This window comes from Micromonospora andamanensis (genome assembly GCF_016863495.1).
In the GTDB taxonomy this organism is placed as follows: domain Bacteria; phylum Actinomycetota; class Actinomycetes; order Mycobacteriales; family Micromonosporaceae; genus Micromonospora; species Micromonospora andamanensis.
This window is the reverse complement of record NZ_BOOZ01000014.1, coordinates 50,479-72,329: the sequence shown is the minus strand read 5'-3', so window position 1 is coordinate 72,329 and position 21,851 is coordinate 50,479. Positions and strand designations below refer to the sequence as shown.

General features: G+C 71.9%; 19 protein-coding genes. 11 read left to right on the top strand and 8 right to left on the bottom strand.

What is annotated here, in order from left to right:
* Window positions 1–273: 273 nt before the first annotated feature.
* Complete coding sequence (locus Van01_RS14090) at window positions 274–921, top strand: DUF4360 domain-containing protein (protein WP_204006893.1); 648 nt, start codon at window positions 274–276, stop codon at window positions 919–921.
* A gap of 112 nt (window positions 922–1,033) precedes the next feature.
* Here the strand turns inward: Van01_RS14090 and Van01_RS14085 are convergent, their stop codons facing one another.
* From Van01_RS14085 to Van01_RS14070, 4 genes are all read right to left on the bottom strand, one after another.
* Entirely contained in the window at window positions 1,034–2,731 is a 1,698-nt protein-coding gene (locus Van01_RS14085) for a CDP-glycerol glycerophosphotransferase family protein (RefSeq protein WP_204006891.1), read from the bottom strand.
* 38 nt (window positions 2,732–2,769) lie between these two features.
* Entirely contained in the window at window positions 2,770–4,275 is a 1,506-nt protein-coding gene (locus Van01_RS14080) for a bifunctional cytidylyltransferase/SDR family oxidoreductase (protein ID WP_204006889.1), read from the bottom strand.
* A 149-nt stretch (window positions 4,276–4,424) separates the two neighbouring features.
* A complete protein-coding gene (locus tag Van01_RS14075) occupies window positions 4,425–5,225 on the bottom strand; it encodes an ABC transporter ATP-binding protein (protein ID WP_204006887.1) in 801 nt (266 codons plus the stop codon).
* Between the two features lie 7 nt (window positions 5,226–5,232).
* Window positions 5,233–6,129: an ABC transporter permease gene (locus Van01_RS14070; protein WP_204006885.1), complete on the bottom strand. Its 897-nt coding sequence runs from the start codon at window positions 6,127–6,129 to the stop codon at window positions 5,233–5,235.
* A gap of 219 nt (window positions 6,130–6,348) precedes the next feature.
* Between Van01_RS14070 and Van01_RS14065 the strand changes: the two genes are divergently transcribed.
* The 9 genes from Van01_RS14065 to Van01_RS14025 all read left to right on the top strand — a co-directional run bounded on the left by Van01_RS14065 (window position 6,349) and on the right by Van01_RS14025 (window position 16,359).
* Complete coding sequence (locus Van01_RS14065; protein WP_204007202.1) at window positions 6,349–6,948, top strand: TetR/AcrR family transcriptional regulator; 600 nt, start codon at window positions 6,349–6,351, stop codon at window positions 6,946–6,948.
* Window positions 6,949–7,126: 178 nt separating this feature from the next.
* Window positions 7,127–9,523 (top strand): DUF6077 domain-containing protein, encoded by a 2,397-nt coding sequence (locus Van01_RS14060; protein ID WP_239099068.1) that lies wholly within the window; start codon window positions 7,127–7,129, stop codon window positions 9,521–9,523.
* A 197-nt stretch (window positions 9,524–9,720) separates the two neighbouring features.
* Entirely contained in the window at window positions 9,721–11,478 is a 1,758-nt protein-coding gene (locus tag Van01_RS14055) for a CDP-glycerol glycerophosphotransferase family protein (protein ID WP_204006881.1), read from the top strand.
* Between the two features lie 100 nt (window positions 11,479–11,578).
* Complete coding sequence (locus Van01_RS14050; protein WP_239099067.1) at window positions 11,579–11,926, top strand: hypothetical protein; 348 nt, start codon at window positions 11,579–11,581, stop codon at window positions 11,924–11,926.
* 96 nt (window positions 11,927–12,022) lie between these two features.
* The gene (locus Van01_RS14045) at window positions 12,023–12,679 is read left to right on the top strand and encodes a response regulator transcription factor (RefSeq protein ID WP_204006879.1); all 657 of its coding nucleotides are present in this window, start codon (window positions 12,023–12,025) and stop codon (window positions 12,677–12,679) included.
* Window positions 12,680–12,689: 10 nt separating this feature from the next.
* Complete coding sequence (locus Van01_RS14040; protein ID WP_204006877.1) at window positions 12,690–14,180, top strand: sensor histidine kinase; 1,491 nt, start codon at window positions 12,690–12,692, stop codon at window positions 14,178–14,180.
* Window positions 14,181–14,272: 92 nt separating this feature from the next.
* Window positions 14,273–15,244, top strand: a complete 972-nt coding sequence (locus Van01_RS14035) for an ABC transporter ATP-binding protein (protein ID WP_239093181.1) — start codon at window positions 14,273–14,275, stop codon at window positions 15,242–15,244.
* Entirely contained in the window at window positions 15,241–16,092 is an 852-nt protein-coding gene (locus Van01_RS14030; protein ID WP_204006875.1) for an ABC transporter permease, read from the top strand. Before Van01_RS14035 ends, Van01_RS14030 begins: the two co-directional genes overlap by 4 nt.
* Window positions 16,093–16,107: 15 nt before the next feature.
* On the top strand, window positions 16,108–16,359 hold the full coding sequence (locus tag Van01_RS14025; RefSeq protein ID WP_099846671.1) for a helix-turn-helix transcriptional regulator: 252 nt from the start codon (window positions 16,108–16,110) through the stop codon (window positions 16,357–16,359).
* A 9-nt stretch (window positions 16,360–16,368) separates the two neighbouring features.
* On the opposite strand, the gene Van01_RS14020 is transcribed toward Van01_RS14025, so the two are convergent.
* The 4 genes from Van01_RS14020 to Van01_RS14005 all read right to left on the bottom strand — a co-directional run bounded on the left by Van01_RS14020 (window position 16,369) and on the right by Van01_RS14005 (window position 20,662).
* Complete coding sequence (locus tag Van01_RS14020) at window positions 16,369–17,340, bottom strand: TAXI family TRAP transporter solute-binding subunit (protein WP_204006872.1); 972 nt, start codon at window positions 17,338–17,340, stop codon at window positions 16,369–16,371.
* A 75-nt stretch (window positions 17,341–17,415) separates the two neighbouring features.
* A complete protein-coding gene (locus Van01_RS14015) occupies window positions 17,416–18,135 on the bottom strand; it encodes a hypothetical protein (RefSeq protein ID WP_373306258.1) in 720 nt (239 codons plus the stop codon).
* Between the two features lie 98 nt (window positions 18,136–18,233).
* Window positions 18,234–19,028 (bottom strand): peroxide stress protein YaaA, encoded by a 795-nt coding sequence (yaaA, locus tag Van01_RS14010; protein WP_204006869.1) that lies wholly within the window; start codon window positions 19,026–19,028, stop codon window positions 18,234–18,236.
* 8 nt (window positions 19,029–19,036) lie between these two features.
* Complete coding sequence (locus Van01_RS14005) at window positions 19,037–20,662, bottom strand: ArnT family glycosyltransferase (RefSeq protein WP_373306257.1); 1,626 nt, start codon at window positions 20,660–20,662, stop codon at window positions 19,037–19,039.
* A gap of 114 nt (window positions 20,663–20,776) precedes the next feature.
* On the opposite strand from Van01_RS14005, the gene Van01_RS14000 reads away from it, so the two are divergent.
* Entirely contained in the window at window positions 20,777–21,817 is a 1,041-nt protein-coding gene (locus tag Van01_RS14000) for an App1 family protein phosphatidate phosphatase (protein ID WP_204006865.1), read from the top strand.
* Window positions 21,818–21,851 lie beyond the last annotated feature (34 nt).

Here is a 21,851-nt window from a genome sequence, read left to right as displayed (position 1 = left end):
TTGCCGGCCAACTCTTGATCGGAATTGTCGTGAGGCGAGATCAACCCCTATAACTGTTGCTGCATAACGGGTGTGCGCCCGATCAAGGTGTCGCGCAGATCAGCTTCTGGAGCGATCTCCATCCTGTGGGACGTCGCGAAGCAGCCACGTGAAGCCGAATAACATTCGGCTCGTGACCGATTTTTGGGAAAGCGGGATTACGTTGACATCCATCTATGTCTGTACGTAGCTTGTTCCGCATGTGGCGTCGTTTCCTGTATCGGAGGAGGATTCATGCGTAAACTGCTGACGCGTGGCGGCGTGGTACTTGCGCTACTCGCTTCATCGTTGATCGTGGGGGCACCGGCGTCCGCTAGGGGAATCATGGATGACCCGCCCACCGACAAGGTCGTCATCGACCTGGTGGCGATGGCCGGCTCCGGATGTCGACCGGGCACTGCCGATGTCGCGGTCTCCCCGGACAACACCGCCTTCACCACCATCTACAGCGACTACCTGGTGCAGGCGGGTCCGGGCATCCCGGTCACCGATGGTCGCCGGAACTGCCAGCTCAACGTCCTGGTCCACGCCCCGGCCGGTTACACCTTCGCGATCGTCAAGGTGGACTACCGCGGCTACGGTCTGCTCAACCGCGGCGCCATCGCCTCGGCCCGGGCGAACTACTACTTCCAGGGCATGACGCAGAGCACCTTCAGCAACCACCCGATCGCCGCGCCGCTCGACGACAACTGGATGGTGAGCGACGAGGTGCCGATCGCCTCGGTGGTCTGGCACCCCTGCGGCGAGCTGCGCAACCTGAACATCAACACCGAGTTGCGCCTCAGCCGGGGAAGCTCGTCGGGAACCAACTTCCTCACGATGGACTCGACCGACGGCAGCATCCAGACCATGTACCACCTCGCCTGGCAGCCCTGCCCGTGAGCTGACCACCACACGCTACGGCCGAGGGCCTACCGCGGGTGGTCGACGTTACCGGCCACCCGCTCGGGTGAACGGGGTGCGGCGCATCCGGGCGCGCCGCACCCCGTTTACCTCAGGTGGCGGCGGAGAAGGGGGCGCCGGCTGCGGCCCGTGGCGCCGGTGGGGTCCACGCCGGATCCAGTTCGCGTCGGGCGGCGGCCAGGAACACCTCGGCGTACGAGTCGGCCGGGAAGTCGCCCAGGTAGCGGCGGCGGGTGGCCCAGCGGGCCTCGGCCAGCGGGTCGGTGTCGAGCAGCCGGATCAACACCTCGTCCAGGTTGGCCATGTCGCGGCGCAGCACGTAGCCGGCAGCGGCCAGCGGGAAACGCTCGACGAACCGGTCACCGTCGGTGCCCATGTCGGTCACCGCGTACGGCTTGCCCGAGTAGAGCCAGTCGGAGACCACTCCGGAAACGTCGGAGACCAGCGCGTCCGCGCGGTTGACCGAGTCGGTCAGGGTGAGCCGGCTCGCCGCGGCACCGTAGAGGTGCCCCCGGCCGGTGCGCGCCCGGTCGGCGGCGAGCAGGTCGTGCAGCCGGGCCAGCTGCCGGGCCGACGCCGGGTTCTGCGCGGTGTAGGGGTGGGCCCGCAGGATGACAGTGGCCCCACGGTCCAGCAGACGCCGCAGCAGCGTCTCCGCCACCGGCAGCGAACAGTAGTCGGCGTCGGCGTTGTGCCCGGTCCAGGTGGGGGTGTAGAGCACCGTCGGGTTCGTCAGGCCCCGCGCGGGCCGCGAACATACCTCGATCGCCTCGACCTGGGGGCGGCCGACCACCACGAACTTCTCGGCGGGGATGTCGATCCCGGCCCGCGCGTACCGCTCGATGGCCGCCTCACCGGCGACGAAGATCCGGTCGAAGATGGCCGAGACCGGGTTGGCGCTGGGCGCCTTGTCGCTGTCACCGTGATGCAACTGCACGTGGGTGAGCTGCGTGAACCTGATGCAGTGGCTGTTCTTCGCGCCGTGGTTGACATAGAACGCCACCCGCAGGCTCGGCACCAGCACCTCGTCCATGCTCCGGGTGGTGGGGCAGTAGACGACCGGGGCGGTGGTGGCCGCCGCGACGGGAGCCAGGAACTCCGGCTCCCGCACCATCACCACGAACGGTCGACCGATCCGTTCCAAGTACGGCAGCCACATGGTGACCTGGTAATCCGAGCCGGGCGGGGCGGAGAAGTGCAGGACGAACTCGGGCTGGTGCCGGCGCAGCGCCCGAGCCACCGCCGACCCGCCCGGGGACGGCCGGAACCGCCGCCGGGCCAGGTCGAGGGCGACGGCTGCGGCGGTGGCCCCCACCAGCAGCGTCGCCGCCAGGGCCACGGCCGCCGGAAGCCCCGCCAGGGCAGCCAGGGCCAGGAGCCCGACAAGTGCCGCCACGGCGTCGCCGAGAGCTGCCGCGACCTGCGGCACCCAGGCGCGTACCGGCAGGTTGGCGGCGCGGATCTCCAGATTCCCGGCCTGGCGCAGCGGACCGGTGACCAGCACCAGGCCCAGCAGCACCAGGGCGGTCGCGGCCAGGGCCGGATCGAAGCCGGCGTCGAGCTGCCGGGCGTAGCCGACAAGCACTCCGCCCGCGATCAGCGTGGTCTCCGCGACGTTGTCGGCGCCGGGGCGTACCCGGCGTTCCCAGGCCGTGGCGGCAAGCGCCGCCACGGCCAGGCAGAGCCCCCAGGCCGTCGCGCCGGTGAGGGCGACCACCAGGAACGCCAGGACCGCCCCACCGGTGGCCAGGCCCCGTGCGGTCAACTTGCGGACCAGCTCACCACGCATCTCGGTGTCGCTTTCGCGGTCGTGTGGGTCGGAGGGGGTCAGCCGACGGGTGCGGCGCTGGCCGACCGGTCGGTCTGGGCGGGTACCGCGACAGCGACAGGCGCCTCACCTGGCGGCCGGCGGACGTCGATCACCTGGCCGGTGAGATCGGAGATCAGCACGTCAAGCGACGACTGGGCGACGGTCTCGGCGGCGAGCAGCGTGTGCTCGGGTTCCGCGCCGAAGGCCTTCGTCCGCATCGGGGTGGCGGTCCGCTCCGGGTTGATGACATTGACCCGTACGCCGAACTCCGCCCACTCGTCCGCGAGCGCCTGGGTGAGGTTGACCAGGGCGGCCTTGGTGGCCGAGTACAGCGCGTAGTCGGCCCGACCACGGGTGTACGAGCTGGACGTGTAGAGCAGCAGCTGGCCCTTGGTCTGCTGGAGGTAGGGCAGCGCCTGGCGGGCGACGGTGACCGGGCCGACGAAGTTGACCTGGAGCACCCGGTCGATGGTCTCCTGGTCCATCTCGGCGAGCGCGCCCTTCTCCAGGATCCCGGCGGTGACCACGACGTGGTCGATCCGGCCGGTGGCCTCGAAGGCGGTCCGCAGCGCGGCCTCGACGTCCGCCGGGCGCTCCACGTGGGTGCCGGTGCTGGAGCGGCTGAACGGGAAGACCTGGGCGCCGTAGCTGCGGGCCAGCTCCGCCAGGTCGTGGCCGATGCCGTAGCTGCCGCCGAAGACGACGATCGTGCGGCCGGAGACCTCCTCGCTGTAGGCGCGGTGGTCGGTCAGCCGGGGCACCTTGGCGGCGGCGAGCTGGAACAGCTTGTCGGCCAGGTGCACGTCGACCGGGTGGGTGACCTTGATGTTCTCGTCCGAACCGTCGATCACCTTGATCGGGGTCTCCGGGAGGTAGCGCAGCACCACACCGCAGTCGTCGGTGGCGGCGAAGTTCGGGTCACCCTCGGCCCGGCGGTACGCCTCCCGGATGGTGCCGGAGCGGAACGCCTGCGGGGTCTGACCGCGACGCAGGGTGGCCCGCACCGGGATGTCGGTGATGCACTCGTTCTCGTCGACCTGGATGATCGTGTCGGCGGACGGGATGGCCACGTCGACGGCCGAGTAGGTCCAGAGGGCGTTCACGCACTCCCGGACGATGCGACCGCTGAGCAGCGGGCGTACCGCGTCGTGGAAGAGGATGTTGCAGTCGCCCTCACCTACCGCGTCCAGGGCGACGCGGGTGGTGTCGTTGCGGGTGTCGCCACCCTCGATCACCTTGGTGACCTTGCGGAAGCCGGCCTTGTCGACGATCTTCTGCGCCTCGGCGACGTGCCCGGTGGCCATCAGCACGATGATCTCGTCGATCTCGGGCGCGGCCTCGAAGACGGCGAGCGTGTGCTCGATGATCGGCTTACCGGCGATCTTGAGCAGCTGCTTGGGGATGCCCAGACCCAGCCGGGTGCCGGTGCCACCGGCCAGCACCACCGCCACCGTCCGTGAGGGTCGCCACGGCGCTCGGTTGTCCGGCGTGGTGCCCGGATCGGTGGTCTGGTCCTGCGTCATTGCCGGTCCTCGCTCTCGGGGGTGCATGACTGTGGTGAGTACGTGAACGGAAGGTTCCGCCGACACGGCGACGGAGTGAACCATAACGCGCGGGCCGCGTCGCCCCAACGGGACAACGCGGCCCAGGACGCCGCTGGTTCGCCCAGACTCTACTTGCCGTTCGTAAATGCCTCGTAGGCCGCCAGCACCTCGGGAGTCGGGCCGTCCATCCTGATTTCGCCGGACTCCAGCCAGATGGTCCGTTCGCAGGTGTCCCGTACCGAGGAGAGCTGGTGACTGACCAGGAACACCGTGCCGGCGCTCTCCCGCAGCTCCCGGACCCGCTGCTCGCTGCGCTTGCGGAACGCCTTGTCCCCGGTGGCGAGGGCCTCGTCGATGAGCAGCACGTCGTGCTGCTTCGCCGCGGCGATGGAGAAGCGCAGCCGGGCCGACATGCCGGAGGAGTAGGTACGCATCGGCAGCGAGGCGAAGTCACCGCGCTGGTTGATGCCGGAGAACTCGATGATCTCCGGGAGCTTGCGTCGGACCTCGGCCGGGGACATCCCCATGGCCAGGCAGCCGAGCGTGACGTTGCGCTCACCCGGCAGGTCGTTGAGCAGGGCGGCGTTCACCCCCAGCAGCGACGGCTGCCCCTGGGTGTAGACCGCGCCCTGCTCCACCGGCAGCAGTCCGGCGATGGCCCGCAGGAGTGTCGACTTGCCGGAGCCGTTGGTGCCGATCAGCCCGATGGCCTCGCCCCGGTACGCGGTGAAGGTGACGCCACGGACCGCGTGCACCACGCGGACGTTCGGCGCGTTGGTGCGGGTGACCATCCGCTTGAAGGCGGCCACCGGGCTGGTGTTGCCGGCGGCGCCCTTGTGCACCCGGTAGACGACGTGCGCGTCGTCCACCACCACTGTGGGGATCCGCTCCTGGATCCGGGGGAAGGTCACCGTCACATCATTGGACATTTCAAGATTAACCACGGCCGTACTCCTGTTCGCCGCGCCAGAAGTAGAAGTAGCCGCCGAGTCCCGCGACGGCCGCCCAGCCGAGCGCGATCAGCCAGGTCAGCGGCAGCGAGTCGTTGAGCAGGTGGGTGTTCTCCAGGAGGGAGATGCGGGCCAGCTCGATGTAGACGAGCATCGGGTTGAACTGCACCACGGCTGTCGCCCAGCCCGGCAGGTTCTCGGCAAACAGGTTGACGCTGTAGAGCACCCCGGAGCCGTACATCCAGGCCCGCAGCACGAACGGCATGACCTGCTTCAGGTCGGTGGCCTTCGCGCCCAGCCGGGCCACCACCATGGTCAACCCGGCGTTGAAGACCGTCTGGAGCAGCACCGCCGGCACCAGCATCAGCCACATCAGGGTGATCGGCTCACCGGTGGCCACCACGATGGCCAGCAGCACCACGATCGAGCCGAGCAGTTGCTGGAACTGGGTGGCGGTGATGGCCAGCGGCAGGCAGGCCCGGGGGAAGTGCAGCGCGCGGATCAGCCCGAGGTTGCCACTTATCGCCTGGGTGCCCTGCTGCACGCTGACCTGGGTGAAGTTGAAGATGAACAGCCCGGTGGTCAGGTAGGCGATGAAGTTGTCCATGCCCCGGTTCTGCTCGAGCACCAGACCGAAGATCAGGTAGTAGACCGCCGCGTTTGTCAGCGGGGTGAGTACCTGCCAGAGCTGCCCGAGCCGGGCGTTGCTGAACGACGCGGTCAGCTTCGCGTGGGCGTACGCGGAGATGAAGTGCCGGTAGCGCCACAGTTGGCCGCTGTAGCGGCCGATCGAGGGCCGCTCGCCGGCCACCCGCAGCCCGTGTCGGGCGGCCAGCTGCGCTGGGGTGAGGCCGGAGTCGGGGTCGGCCAGCAGGTTGGCCATGGGGATTGGCGCTCCGATCTGTCGTGCCGGCGTTTTGTCTCGCGACGAGAGAATCTAGCGTGGCCAGTGCGGGAGCGCCGCCCCCGGTCGCTGGCTGGACAGTAGTCGGAAATACGTCGGGACGCAACCGTAGCGTCGTTGCGCTACGCTGTCCCTCGTGACAGTCGAGAAGAGTCCCAGGTGACGGCCGAGAAGAGGCGCACACCAGCCGGTGCGGCGGTGCTCCGTGGCGATATCACCGCAGCCATCCGTCGCGCCCTCATGCAGGAACTCGCCGCGGTCGGCTACGGCCGGCTCTCCATCGAGGCGGTGGCCCGCCGGGCCGGGGTCAGCAAGACCGCGGTCTACCGCCGCTGGAACTCCAAGCTCGACCTCGTGCTGGAGGTGGTGGCCGCCGCCGCTGGCCGTCGGCTGCCCGCGCTGGACACCGGCAGCCTGCGTACCGACCTGTCCCTGCTGTTCCAGGTGGTGACCCACGCACTGCGACACCCGCTGGCCGCGCAGATCATCCCCGACCTGCTGGCCGAGGCCGCTCGCAACCCGACGATCGACGAGACCCTCCAGCGCGTGCTGCGGGCCCAGCAGCAGGAGGTGGTCGGTCAGTTGATCACTCGGGCGGTGCGGCGTGGCGACCTTCCCGCCGACACCGACCCGGACACGGCTGTCGACCTGATCGTCGGGCCGCTGTACTGGCGGATCGCCATCGCCCGTACCCCGGTCACCGACAGCTACCTGGAAACGCTCGTCGAGTCGGTGGCGCTGGGTCTCGGTGCCCAGGACGCCGTCCCCCGGCAACGGTCGGCGACCAGCCCTGGTTGAGTGCCGAACGCAGTGGGTAGGGCTACCGAACCGGCCTCGGCGGGTCGGTGCTCCGCGCGTCGGCTCGACGCGGTGGCCCAGAGACGACTACTACTCTCGGTGGATCGTGCCGCAGCGGCACCGTCGCGCATGAGCAGCGCGCAGCCCCGCCCGTACGACGACAAGGACGCCCGTGTCGATGACCGACCAGACCGTCGCCGTCGCCGTCGCCGAGCCGGCGACGGCCGATGAGGTGACAGTCCCCACGCCGGCCCGGCCGAGTCGGGCACGAGTGGTGGCGGGCCGCATCCGGGCCGGCTTCGCCGCGATACCCGCCGTCCTGACCGACGGCGCGGTACTCGCATTCGCCCTCTGGACAGTGCTCTACCACGCCGCGCTGCCGTTGGACCTCGCCCCGTCGCTGACGCTGCGGATCTGGCTGGTGAGCGGCCCGGCGCTGGCCCTGCTGGCGTTGGCCGTCCGGCTCGCCGTGCGGTGGTTTCGCCGCCGCGCCGCCCGGCCCGGCGCCACCACCGCGTCATCGACCGATCCCCCCGACGGTGCTCCCGCTGCCGCCGCACCGCCGGACCGGAACACCGACACAGACGACACGGCGTCGGACGCCGACACCGACGCGACGGCCCCTGCCGACGCGGCGGCGGACCCGGCGAGCGGCGATGCCCCGACGGTGGCCCAGGGCGGTGACCGGGCGACCGGCACCGACGCGACAGGCGCGCCGGACCCGGCGGAGCGGGACCCGGGCCGACCGGCCGCTTCGGGCGCGGCCGTCCCGGCGGCCCACGCCGGGCGGATGCCGGTGGTCCAGCGGTGGTTGACGGCCCTGGTCCTGCTGATCGGCACCGGTGCGGCGATCACCGCGGGGGTGGCAGGCACCCCGGCCGGTGACGGCCTGTCCTGGTGGGTGCCGGCCTCCGCCGGCGTCGTGGCGGCCGTCGGCGCGGTGCTGCTGACCTGGCGCACGTGGCGGGTCACCCCACCGACCACCCCGGCGGCGCCGTCGCCGGGCGCCTGGCAGTCGGCGTACGCGCTGCTGATCGCCGGTGGAGCCGCGGTCGCCTCGCTCTACCTCGCCCGCAACACCCCCGACGACATCTACTACGTGGGCCGGTCCGTGTGGGTGGCGGAGCGGGACGTGGTGCCGCTCAACGACTTCCTGTTCAGCGAGAACGTGCTGCCGCCGATGGCCTCGCAGCCCCCGGTCGCCAGCATCGAGGTCCTCGCGGGTGCGCTGGCCCGGTTCCTCTCCCTCTCGGCCGCCTCGGCGACCTGGTACGTGCTGCTGCCGATCATGGCGGTACTCGCCGTACTGGCGCTGTGGCGGTTGGTGCAGCGCTGGGCTCCCCGGCGTCCGGTGCTCGCCTTCACCGTGGCGGTGACCTTCCTCGCCCTGGTCTGTGGACCGGACGCCGCCCTGGGCACCTTCCACCTGCCCCGGCTCTACCAGGGCAAGGGGATGTTCGTCTCCGCAGTGGTACCGCTGATGTGGCTCTACCTGACCCGCTGGTTCGACGACCGCTCCCGCCGGTCCCTGGTGCTGATCGCCGCGCTGTCGATCACCGCGATCGGGCTGACCACCACCGCCGCGATCATCCTGCCGCTGCTTGTCGGTGGGGCGGCCCTGATGATGCTGCTGGTGGGGCGATGGAAGTCGGCGCTGGTGGCGGGCGTCGCGGCTCTCGCGTACCCGGTAGGGGTGGTCGCCGTCGCCCAGATGCTCGTCGGATCCGCCAGCGAGGCCGCGGCGGACGTCAACGTCTGGGGTGCCGAGCGGACCTATCAGCGCACGTTCGCGATAGGCATCGTGGGTGTGATCGGTGGCCTGGCCCTGTGGTGCGGCCCGTTGCTGGCCCGTCGCCGCACCCCGGCGTTGCTCGCGGCCGGTGGCGGACTCACGCTCAGTGTGCTGCTGCTGCCGGGTGTGCTGGAGTGGCTCGGTGCGCTCACCGGCGTCTCGGTGGTGCTCTGGCGGGTGCCGTGGCTGCTCGCCCTGCCGGCGCTGATCGGGCTGCTGTGCACCGTCTGGCTGCCGACCCGGCTGCGCAGCGTACGGGCGCTCGTCGGGGTGGTGCTGGCCGGGGCGATGGTGGCCTCGTTCGCCGTCTACGCCACTCCGATGTGGTCCGATCGCAGCTGGGTGCAGGTGCACGCCACCCCCGCCTGGAAGATCCCGGAGCAGCGGCTGCGCATCGCGCAGTGGATCACCACGCTCGACCGCCCGGACGGGCTCGTGCTCGCGCCGGAGACCGCCATGCGCGCGATGCCGATGCTGACCACCCGGGTGCGGGTGGTCCTGCCCCGCGACTTCTACCTGGTGGAGTATGACCTCAACTCGCAGTTCGCCCAGGACCGGCTGCTGCTGACCCGCTTCGCCAACAGCGGCGCGGCCGAGGGCCGGCCGACCCGTGAGCAGGTGGCCGGGGCGCTGGAACGGCTGGACGTGGGAACCATCTGTGTCTACAGCGGCAACCGCTTCGCCCGTCGGACGGCGCAGCGGTTGGGTTACACCGAATTCGCCGAGCGGCCCCCGCCGGTACCCGACCAGCCCGGCGGCGTGACCTGCCTGCGCCGAGTCTGACCAGGCCGGGACCGCAGCGCGGGTGGTTTCCACCCGGTGGACGCTGCTCGTCCCGTCCCGACAGGCCTGTGGTTTGGGGGAAAGATGCCGGATACCCGAGCGTTGTCCCGGAGACGTTTCGCGTTAAGGTCGCAGCTACGCTGGCGGCCGTCGAGGCGTATCCAGCCGGTCATCGATCTCTTTAGGGAGCGTTCTCGTTGTTCGGCACGTTGACTGCACGCGTCGGGGTCGCCGCGCGCGGCGCCCTGCTGGTGGCGTCCTATCTGATCCTCCTGGCCGCTGCCGCCTTCGGCTGGGTCGGTCTCTTCGCGGTCGCCGCCCTGGCGGCGGTCCTGGGGGAGTACGCGGTCGAGCGGTGGTCACCGGCGACTGTGAGCCTGCTCGGGAAGGTCGGCATCAGCCGGGTCTACCGCCAGCTGAGCCGCGACCTGTCGGCCGTGCTGCTGGTCGCCGCCGAGGTGCCGCTCATCGACAGTGAGCTGACCCTGCTGCTCCTGCTGCCCGCCGCCGTGTGGGTGATCGCGGTCTTCGCCGGCGCGTTCAACCGCATGATCGACCGACGCAACCCCATCTCGGCCCAGGTGCGCAACATCGAGCTGGGGCCGGTCTCCTTGGCGCCCCGCCCGCCCGAGTGGGCCACCCGCTTCGTCGGCGACCGGCTGCCCCGGGTGAACATCCTGCTATTGCCGGGGGCGGTCGTCACGGCCGTCGCCGGTGCGGTGACGCCGGTCTTCGTGGCCGGTGCGGTGGCCGTGGGACTTGCCGCGCTTGTCGGCGGCGTGGTCGCGGTGACCTGGCTGCGCGGACGGGGCACGGGGCAGAGCCCGCTGCTGCCCGCAGTGCAGCGCTGGCTGGACCGCGACCGCCCGGAGGTGGCGCTGTACTTCGCCGGTCCGGCCAAGGACGTGTACCAGGCGAACATGTGGCTGGCCCCGATCGAGGCGCTCGGCCGGCGTGCGGTGGTGCTGATGCGCAGCAAAGAGGCGTTCAACGAACTGGCCGACACCCGACTGCCGGTGGTCTGCGTACCTGCCGCAGCGGACTTCATGAATCTCGACAAGAGCAGCATCCGGACGACCCTGTACGCGGCGAACGTCGGCCCGAACATCCACATGCTGCGCGAGCCCGGCATGAAGCACGTCTTCGTCGGCCACGGCGACAGCGACAAGGCGGCGAGCGTCAACCCGTACAGCAAGGTCTACGACGAGGTATGGGTCGCCGGCCTGGCCGGTCGGGAGCGTTACGCCCGGGCCGGGGTGGGCGTCCTCGACGCCGACATCGTGGAGATCGGCCGGCCGCAGCTGGCCGGCGTACACACCTTCGGCTCGGAGTCGGTGCAGCGACCCTTCACGGTGCTCTACGCGCCCACCTGGGAGGGCTGGCTCGACGACGATCCGTACCACACCTCGCTGGTGCTGATGGGTGAGCGGATCGTGGCCGGGCTGCTGGCGGTCCGGCCGGCGGTACGACTTGTCTACAAGCCGCACCCGTTGACCGGCAGCCGGTCCAAGCAGGCCAAGGCGGTGCACGACCGGATCGTGGCGATGATCCGGGCGGCCGGTGGCGATGTCGACGCGAGCAACCTGGACGGACCCGCGCACCGGGTGGTCACCGGGCGGGTACCCGCGCTGTTCGACTGCTTCAACCAGACCGACCTGCTGGTCAGCGACGTCTCCAGCGTGGTGTCCGACTTCGTGCAGAGCCAGCGGCCGTACGTGGTGGCCAACCCCGCCGGGCTGCCCGAGGACGAGTTCCGCCGGTCCTTCCCGACCTCCCGGGCGGCGTACCTGCTGGCCGCCGACTGCGGGGAGTTGGAGAAGATCGTGGCGGTGACCCGGGCGGGCGACGACCCGATGACCGAGGCCCGCCGGGAGCTGAAGACCTACCTGCTCGGCCCGGCCGACGCCAACCCGATGGACCGCTTCGCCGAGGAGATCGGCCGGCTCTGCCGCTGACCCCGACACGGTACGCGCCCGGGACGAGGCTCTCGTCCCGGGCGCGTTGCCGTGGAACCGGTTTTGTCCGGTACCGGCCCGGCCTGACGCCCCGGCGGGCATGCTCGAAGGGCAGGCCGCCGGTGAGGGGATGGGCATGGAGAGCTACCACGAGGACTGGACCGACAGCCAGCGCGCACTCTACGACGAGTGCTACCGCGCCGGCGCCGACTGGGCCGACGACCCCGACACGCCGTCCGAGGACGTGCAACACGTGATCAACCTGGCGGAGGCCGACGACGACACCCTCGCCGACGCCGAGATCGACTTCGCGCCGCTTGTCGACGCGGTCACCGAGGCCACCGGCGAGGTCGTCGCCACCGTGCCGGCCAGCCATGACGACCCCGGCTTCAAGGGATTCGTCGACGGGGTGCGCGACGGCACCTCCGACGAGACCTTCGGGATCTGAGCGGCTGAGCCGCCCCCGACGGCCCCCGGGCCTGTGCACCAGGCCGCTCGTCTGCCACCATCTAGTGCGGTTGAGCAGACCGAACGGGGAGGCCGGGTGCGGATCCTGCTGGTCGAGGACGACCGACGGGTGGCCGCCGCGCTCTCGTCGGCGCTGACCCGACGCGGGTACGAGGTGGAGCACGCCGCCACCGTCGCCGCCGCGCTCTCCGCCGCCCCCTGCGACCTGGTGCTGCTCGACCTCACCCTGCCCGACGGGGACGGCACCGACCTGTGCCGACAGTTGCGGCGGCGCAGCAGCCAACTCGGCATCATCGCCGTGACCGCCCGGGGCGAGGAGCGGGACCGGGTGCTCGGCCTGCGGCTCGGCGCGGACGACTACGTGGTCAAGCCCTTCTCGATGGTGGAACTCCAGGCCCGCATCGAGGCGGTGCTGCGGCGGGCATCGCACGCCGCGCCGGAGCGCAACCTGATCGAGGTCGGCCCGGTCCACATCGACGTGGCCGCCCGGACCGTCGCCGTGGCCGGGCGGGCGGTGTCGTTGACCCGCAAGGAGTTCGACGTGCTGCTCTCCCTGGCCCGGCAACCCGGCGTCGCGGTGCCCCGCGACCGGATCCTGCTCGACGCCTGGGGCACCACGTTCACCGATCGGCACACGGTCGAGGTGCACGTCGGTTCGCTGCGCGGCAAGCTCGGTGACGCGCGCCTGGTGGAGACCGTCCGCGGCGTCGGGTACCGGCTCCGGGGCGAGTGAGGAGCCCACGGTGCGACGGCGGCTGGTGATCAGCTATCTGCTGCTGATGGTGCTGGTGGTGGTGGCGCTGGGTACGCCGCTGGCGGTGACGCTCACCACCCGGGAGACCGACCGGGTCCGCGCCGACCGGCTCGCCGACGCCACCCGCTTCGCCTCGCTGGCCGGGCCGGCGTTGCGCGACGGCACACCCGGCCCACTCGATCACGAACTGGGCAGCTACGACGAGTTGTACGGCATCGGTGCCGCGGTGGTGGACCGGGACCGGCGGGAGGTGGTGGCCTCGGTGAGCTGGCGGCCGGCCCCGGGCACCAGCGAGGCGCTCGACGTCGCGCTCTCCGGGCAGCAGGCCAGCGGACCTGACTCGGTCTGGCCGTGGGTGGACGGGCCGATCGTGGTGGCGGTGCCGATCAACGACGGGGGTGAGGTCCTCGGCGCGGTGGTCACCGCCACCCCGGCCGACGGTGTCCGTCGTACCGTCGCCACCTGGTGGACGCTCGTCGCCGCGCTGGGCCTGCTCGCCGTGCTGGCCTGCGTGCTCACCGCGTTCGGGCTGGCCGGCTGGGTGCTGCGTCCGGTCACCGAGCTGGACGCGGTCACCCACGAGATCGCCGAGGGCGATCGGGGTGCCCGGGTGCAGCACCGGCTGGGGCCGCCGGAGCTACGTCGACTGGCGAAGAGCTTCAACCACATGGCCGACGTGGTCTCCGACGTGATGGACCGGCAGCGCGCCTTCGTCGCGCACGCCAGCCACCAGCTCCGCAATCCGTTGACCGCGCTGCGGCTGCGGGTGGAGGAGCTGGGGCCGAGCGTCAGCGACGAGCAGGGCCGGGTCGAGCACCGGCTGGCGTTGGAGGAGACCGACCGGCTGGCGCTGCTCCTGGACGCGTTGCTCACCCTCGCCCGGGCGGAGCGCCGCGAGAACCAGCGGGTCACCGTCGACGCGACGGCCGCGGCCGTGTCCCGGGTCGCGGCCTGGGAGCCGCTGGCCCGGCACCGGTCGGTCACGCTGCGGTTGGCGGCCGATCCCGGGCCGGTGTACGCCTCTACCGTGCCGACCGCCATCGACCAGGCGCTGGACGCCCTGATCGACAACGCGGTGAAGTTCAGCGGTGCGGGCGGCGAGGTGACGGTGACCGTCGAGGCCCGCGACGGCGGGACGACCCTTGAGGTACGCGACACCGGTCCGGGGATGACCCGTAGCCAGCTCGGTCGGGCCACCGAACGGTTCTGGCGGGCGCCGGAGGTGCAGAACGTCGACGGGGCCGGACTGGGGCTGACCATCGCCGCCGTGCTCGTCGACGCCTCCGACGGCCGGCTCACCATGCACCCGAACTCGCCGCGCGGCCTGGTCGCCGCGCTGTGGTTCCCGCAGCCGGCGGAGCCCGCCGACCCGGCCGACCCGGGCGCGCCGGCAGATCCGGGCGACCCGACCGGTCCGGGCACGGTGGCCGGACCACGGGCGCCCACCGATCCGGCGTCGTCCGCGCCCGCGCCGGCCTGAGCGCAGCAGTGTGTCGGGGCAGCCGACGCTTGCTCCAATCCGTAGTATGAATGCTATCTTCCAACGCACAGATCGTACGGAGGTAGTGGTCCATGGCTGTCACTGCCGGGGTGGACACCCCGACCAGTACCGCGTCGCCCACCGACCGGGGCGTCACGCTTGACGTGCGCGACCTGCGGATGCGGTACGGCTCAACCGATGTGCTCACAGGTGTGTCGTTCACCGCGCGGCGGGGTGAGGTGCTGGCCCTGTTGGGTCCGAACGGCGCCGGCAAGACGACCACTATCGAGATCCTGGAAGGCTTCCGGATGCGTTCCGGCGGCGAGGTCACCGTGCTGGGGACCGACCCGGCGCGCGGCGACGAGCGGTGGCGGTCCCGCCTCGGCGTGGTGCTCCAGTCCTGGCGCGACCACAGCCGATGGCGGGTACGGGAGCTGCTGGCACACCTCGGCTCCTTCTACGCGCCCTACTCGACCGACCGGATCAGCCGGCCGTGGGACACCGAGGAACTGATCCAGGTGGTCGGGCTGACCCAGCACGCGGACAAGAAGGTGGGCCAGCTCTCCGGCGGTCAGCGCCGCCGGGTCGACGTGGCGATCGGGATCGTCGGCCGGCCGGAGGTGCTCTTCCTCGACGAGCCGACCGCCGGGTTCGACCCGGCCGCCCGCCGCGAGTTCCACGACCTGGTGCACCGGCTCACCGACATCGACGACACCACGATCCTGCTCACCACCCACGACCTGGACGAGGCGGAGAAGCTGGCCGACCGGATCCTCATCCTGGCCGGTGGCCGGATCATCGCCAGCGGGTCCGCCGACGAGCTGTCCCGTCGCATCTCCGCCGACGCGGAGGTGCGCTGGAGTCAGGGCGGGACCCGGTTCGTGCACTCCACAAGCGACGCGACAGGCTTCGTCCGGGAGCTGTTCGCCCAGCACGGCGAGGACATCGCCGACCTTGAGGTGCGCCGGGCCAGCCTGGAGGACACCTACATGACGTTGGTACGCGACCATGAGTCCGGGCGTGCCGACGGCGCGACCCGCGCGTTCGAGGAGGTGGGTCGATGAGCCCGCTGGTGGTGGCCGCCCGGGCCGGTCTGAACCGGGGCCGGATCGAGCTGCGGCAGAGCTTCACGAACGCGGAGACCCTCTGGGGTTACCTCTTCCCGACTGTCGTCCTGCTGGTGGTGATGGTCTTCATGCGGGGCGCCAAGGTGCCCGGCACGGAGTTCTCGCTCGGCGCGCAGACGCTGCCCAGCACGCTCGGCATGACAGTGGCGTTCGGCGGCCTGGTCAGCATGGCGTCGATCCTCACCGTGGAGCGGGAGGACGGCACCCTGCTGCGGGCCAAGGCCACCCCGAACGGCATGTTCGGCTACCTCATCAGCAAGATCACCCTGGTGTCGGGGATGACCTTCGTCAGCGTCGTCCTGCTGCTCGTACCGGGGCTCTTCCTCTTCGACGTCCTCGCCCTCGACACCGTCGGGGCCTGGCTGACCCTGGCCTGGGTGATGCTTGTCGGCATGGTGGCGACCATGCCGGTCGGCGCGGTCTTCGGCTCGCTGCTGTCCAACCCCCGGAACATGGGGCTGATCATGCTGCCGATGATGGGACTCATCGCGACCTCGGGCATCTTCTACCCGATCACCGCGCTGCCGGGCTGGTTGCAGGCGGTCGCGCAGGTCTTCCCGATCTACTGGCTCGGTCTCGGCATGCGCTCCGTGCTGCTGCCCGAGGCGATGGCCGCCGTCGAGATCGGCGAGTCGTGGCGGCACCTGGAGACGCTGCTGGTGCTCGGCGGCTGGGCGGTCGCCGGGTTGGTGCTGGCACCGATGGTGCTGCGCCGGATGGCTCGCCGGGAATCCGGGTCGAGCGTGGCGGCTCGCCGCGAGAAGGCCATGCAGCGGGTGACGTGAGGATGGGTCGTCGACATGAATGAGGTCGTCCACAACCGCATCGCCATGCTCCGGGCGGAGCGGGGGATCTCCCGCCGTCAGCTGGCCGAGGCGTTGGGCGTCCACTACCAGACCATCGGCTACCTGGAGCGGGGCGAGTTCAGCCCGAGCCTGCACCTGGCGCTGCGCATCGCCCGGCACTTCGAGGTGCCGGTGGAGGTGGTCTTCTCCACCGAGGCGTTCCCCCGGCTGGGCGACCCCACACCCCCGGCCGCGCGGTCCGCCTGACCAGCCCGGTCAGGGCTTGCTCGCGCGGTAGTAGTCGACGGCGCCCGGGTGCAGGGGCAACGGCGAGGTGGCGATGGCCGAGCGGGGGCTCATCCGGCCGGCCGCCGGGTGGGCGGCGGCCAGTTCGGAGCGACGCTCCATCAGCAGCCGGGTCACGTCGCGAACCAGCGACTCCGGCAGGCTGGCCCGCACCACCAGGTAGTTCGGGTTGGCCACTGTGGTGATCGGGTCGACGCCGTACACCGAGCGGGGGATGTCCCGGGGCACGTACACCTCGGGGTTGCCCCGGCGCAGCGGCGCGGTCCACTGGCCGAGATCGATGATGCGGGCCGGGGTGTCCTCGGTGAACTGGGCGACCGCGCGTACCGGCAGGCCGCCGGAGAAGAAGAAGGCGTCGATCCGTCCGGCGCGCAGCGCGGCCACCGAGTCGTCCAGGCCGAGCTGCTCCTGCCGCACCGCGGCGCCGTCGAGGTTGGCGGCGGTCAACAGGCGATCCACCGTGATCTTGGTCCCTGAGCCGGGCGCACCCACCGAGACCCGCCTACCGCGCAGGTCGGGAAGCGTCCGCACCGGGCTGTCGGCAGTGGTGACCAGGTGCAGCAGGTCGTCGTAGACCCGGGCGACCGCCACCACCGGCGGGTTCGGACCCGGATCGGCCCGCAGCACGTCGGCCTGGGTGAAGCCGAGTTCGGCGGCTCCGGCGTTGAGCAGTTGCACGTTCTCCGCGGAGGCCGCGGTGACAAGCACCTCCGCCCGCACCTGGGGCAGTTCCCGGTTGAGGATGGCGGCCAGCGACTCACCGAAGGCGTGGTAGACGGCGGTGGGGCTGCCGGTGGCGATGCGGATGACCACCGGCTCGCCCGGATCTTCGCGGCAGCCGCCGAGGCCGGGCAGGGCCAGCAGCACGGCCAGCGCCAGCGCCACGCGGGCGCCGCGCCGCCGGGCTCGGGCGAGATACCGGGTACGGCTCACGGGCAGCACTGTGCGCCGCCGGACCCCTGCGGCGCAACCCCGGGAGGACGGCGGAACGTGGTGCGGCCCAGGTTCGGCCGCCGGTCAGGCCACCGGGCGCTGCACCGCCTCCTCCGCCGCGTACCGCAGGATCCGGTCCCGGTCACGACCGTGGGCCACGCTGACCAGGAAGCACCCGGTGTTCGGCCGCAGCAGCGCCGGTACGTCGAGCAGCGCGGCGCCGCGCACCAGCACCGCGCCGAGTTCCCGGTCGGTGATCCGCACCCCGAGGATGTGCCGACGGACATGCCGGCCACCGGCCAGCAACGCGGCCCGCCAGGCGGCGGCGGCCAACCGGGTACGCCACAGCCGCCGCGCCGTGGAGGCACCCGGCACCGGGCCGCCGAGCAGCTCCCGCCGGCCCCGCCGCCAACCGTTCTCCACGATCGCCGCGTACGTCGTGCGGTGCTCGCGCCCGACGTGCAGCCGGTGCAGCTCGTACCGGCGGCGCAGCCCACCGACGGCCACCTCGTGCCGTACCGGGATGTCGAGGCGGTCGAGCAGCTGCCGGGTCCGCCGCGCCGCCTCCTCCCGGTTGAACTCGATGACCGCCGGACGGACCGGCTGCTGCCCGGCCTGTCGGTACCCGGCGGCGGCCGGCGGTGGCATGCAGCGCAGCAGGCAGGCGGTCTCGAACGCGTCGGCCAGGGTCGTCCAGTCCAGTGGAGGCACCGCCGACGCGGGCCGGGGCGACGGCGGCGTGCCGGTGGCCGGCGAGGCCGATGACGGACGGGACCTGTCGAGCAGGATCGGTTCGGCAATCACCGGAGGGCCTCCTCGTCGCGTCGGGTCCTCTTACGGTGACCCGGGACACCCCCCGGTGGTACCGATCCGGTCCAGCCTTGAGGAAATCTTGCGTCTGGTTACAGCTCCGAAACGATCACGTCGACCTGGCGGGGCCGGCCGGCACCCGTGGACTGCTCACAGACCGTGTACTTCAGGTCCCGCAACGCCGTCACCAGTGCGCCTGCGGTACGCGGGCGGGCACCGGCGAGCAGCAGGTCCCGGACCAGCCGACCCTTCGTGGCCTTGTTGAAGTGGCTGACCACCGAACGCACCGGCACCCCGTCGACCTCCCGCTCGTGCAGCACCCGCACCGTGAGGGTGCGCTCGGCCAGCTCGCCGCGGGGCGTCCAGACCGCCGCGTACGCACCGGAGCGCAGGTCCAGCACCGGGCCGCGACCGGCCGCCTCGGTCAGCGCGGCACCCAGGTCCCGCCGCCACAGCCCCGGCAGGGCACCGAGGCCGGGCAGCCGCGCCCCGATCGGGCAGCGGTACGGCGGGATCCGGTCGGACAGCCGTACCGCTCCCCACAGCCCGGAGCTGACAAGCACCTGCCGGCCGGCCGCCCGCTGTGCCGTCGCCGGGAGGCTGGCCAGGCCGAGGGCCTCGTACAGCACGCCCGTGTAGATCCGGGCGGCGGGCGCGGTGGCGGCCTGCCGCAGTCGGGCGTTGCGCCGCAGCTCGCCGTGCTGCCCCGGGGCGAGACCGAGCGCGGTGAGCGCCGTCTCCGGCGGTTCGCCGCCGAGGGCGACAAGCGCGGACAGCACCTGCTCCCGCACCGGGTTCAACCCCGGCAGGGAGAGTCGGTCCAGGTCCAGTCGGCGGCCCGAGCCGACCTCGGCCTTGCCCTCCGAGGGCGGCAGCAGGATGAGCATGGGTGACTCTAACGCCACGGCCGCAGCGGCTCCGGCGGGTGGTACACCCGGAAACCACCGACCTCGGCGAGCAGCGCCGCACCGGCCCGGTCGCCGAGCAACTCCCGCAACCGGCGGTCCGCCGGGGCGTCGGCCGCCAGCACGTACCCGGGCCGCTGCGCCCGCGCCAGCCGCCACCAGTACGCCGGGTACCGGTTCTGCCCGGGGTGCAGGCTGCCGTCGACCACCCCGCAGACCACCTCCTCGGCCGTGTTGAAGACCAGCCTGTTGCACGTCCAGTACTCGCCGTACACCTCACGCAGGCCGGCCGCGCGTACCGTGTCGGCCAGCTCCCGGGCCTGTCGCTCCTCGGTACGCCCCGGAGCCGCGCCGCTTGTGGCGAACAACACCGTCACCACGAGCGAGCCGGCGGCCAGGGCACCCAGCACGGCGGTGGCCGCCGCACCCGCGACCCGGCCCGCCACGCCCGCCGTGCCCCGTCGGGCGGCGCGCGCCGCCACCCACAACGGCCAGAGCACCGCCGGTAGCGACAGTTGCAGCACCGACAGGTAGCGGGCGTTGCCCAGCGGATCGGTAGCGGCCAGCGGGCTGCGCACGTACGCCAGCAGGGTCAGCGCCGCCCCGGCGAGCAGTGTGAGGTGCACGACCGGCCCGACCCGGTCATGGCGTCCGCTCGCCCTGCGGTACGCGAGCCCGGCGAGTGTCGCCGCCACCACCAGCAGCACCGGGTAGAGCAGCCCGAACCACGCCTGCCAGCGGGCGCAGCCGTCGACCGGGCAGAGCCCGGCGGCCAGCGGCACGCCCTCCAGCAGCCCCCCGCCGACCCGCTGCGACACGGGCGGGACCGCGCCGGTCTCGCCGCTGACGCGCCGCAGCACCGACAGGGAGTCCTGTCCCGGCGGGGCCACCAGGTTGTCCCGGATCATCGGGGCGAGCCCGACGGCGAAACCGACGACGAGCAGCGGACCCGCCCAGCCGAGCAGTTCCCGGCGCAGCGTCCACACCAGGGCCAGCCCGGCCACCGCCAGGTACGGCGTGATCAGCCAGTCCGACCAGAGCGCCGCCCCGGCGAGCAGCCCGAACCCGCCCACCGCCAGGGCCCGGTGACGGACCGTGCCTCGGGCCAACGCCACCACGACCAGCAGCATGGCCAGTACCGCCACCTTGACCTCCGGGCGCCCGCCGACAGCCGTCACCTGGTCCCGGACGACCCGCTCGGAGCCGAGCGCGAGCAGCCCGACGACCACAGTGGCGAACCACGGTGAGCCGACCCGCCGGGTCAACCTGTGGATCAGCCAGAGGAACAGCGCGTAGAGCGCGAGCACCGGCAGCCGCAGCGCCGGCCAGCTCGGCCCGGTCACCGCGAGCAGCGGTGCGGCCAGGTACGACTCCAGAGTCCCCATGTACCGCTGGCCGTAGAGGAAGATCGGCTGCTCGCGTCCCTGCGCGATGTGCAGCGCGGCCAACCCGAAGGTGGCCTCGTCGCTGTTGGAGACGGGCACGGTGGTCAGCACCAGCACCAGCCGGTAACCGACCCCGACCACCCCGAACAGCAGTGCGACGAGCGCCGGCCGGTCGAGCCGTGGCCACCACCGCCCGCGCTGCCGCCCTGGTTCCGCCCCTGCTCGTGGCACGACCTCGCCCCCGTCGCCGTCCCGACCGGAGTGTGTCACGGCGGCGACGCCCGGCGTGGCGGTTCGGCTCAGCTCGCGTGGCCGAGGTGGCTGGTCTGTGGCAGGGTTGCTTGCGTGCCACCCACTCCCGCAGGCCAACTGGCCGTACCGAACCTGCACCGGGCCGCGCGGATCGAGGACGCCGTACATGCCCTGGTGGAACGCCGGCTGCGGCGCACCGGCTGGCGGACCAACATCATCGCGTACACCGGCTACGGCGGGCCCGGTTGGGTGCGGGTGATGTGCCGGGTGCTGCTGGGACGCCCCGACACCCGCCAGCGGGGCCGGCTGGAGAAGGTCCGGGGCTGGCGCAGCTTCACCACCCTGCCGGCCAAGCACGTCACAGTGACAATCGAGACCGGCGGGGTGGTCCACCAGGCGCAGGCCGACCGCAGCGGGTTCATCGACACGGTGGTCGAGGCGGGCCTGCCACCCGGCTGGGGCGCGGTGCGGCTGAGCATGCCCGACGCCGAGCCGGTCGAGGCACCGGTACGCATCCTCGACCCCGAGGTGCGGTTCGGCATCATCTCCGACATCGACGACACGGTGATGGTGACCGCGCTGCCCCGGCCGCTGCTCGCCGCGTGGAACACGTTCGTCCTCGACGAGCACGCCCGCGCGGCGGTACCCGGCATGGCGGTGCTCTACGAGCGGCTGGTCACCGCCCACCCCGGCGCGCCGGTGTTCTACCTGTCCACCGGCGCGTGGAACGTCGCGCCGACGTTGACCCGGTTCCTGTCCCGGCATCTCTACCCGGCCGGGGCGCTGCTGCTTACCGACTGGGGGCCGACGCAGGACCGCTGGTTCCGTAGCGGCCGGGAACACAAACGGGCCACCCTGGCCCGGCTGGCCAAGGAGTTCCCGGACGTACGCTGGCTGCTCGTCGGCGACGACGGCCAGCACGACCAGGAGATCTACCGCGAGTTCGCGGTCGCCCACCCGGACAACGTCGCGGCGGTGGCGATCCGGCGGCTGTCGCCCGCCCAGGCGGTGCTCGCCGGTAGCCTGCCGGTCCCGCACGACCACCCCCGCGAGGGGCCGGTGGGGCAGAAGTGGCTCTCCGCCCCCGACGGTGCGGGTCTGTGGACCCTGCTCCGCGGTGCCGGCCTGGTCTGAGCCGGCCCTCGGGTTCCCCGGTCTCGGTTCCGAC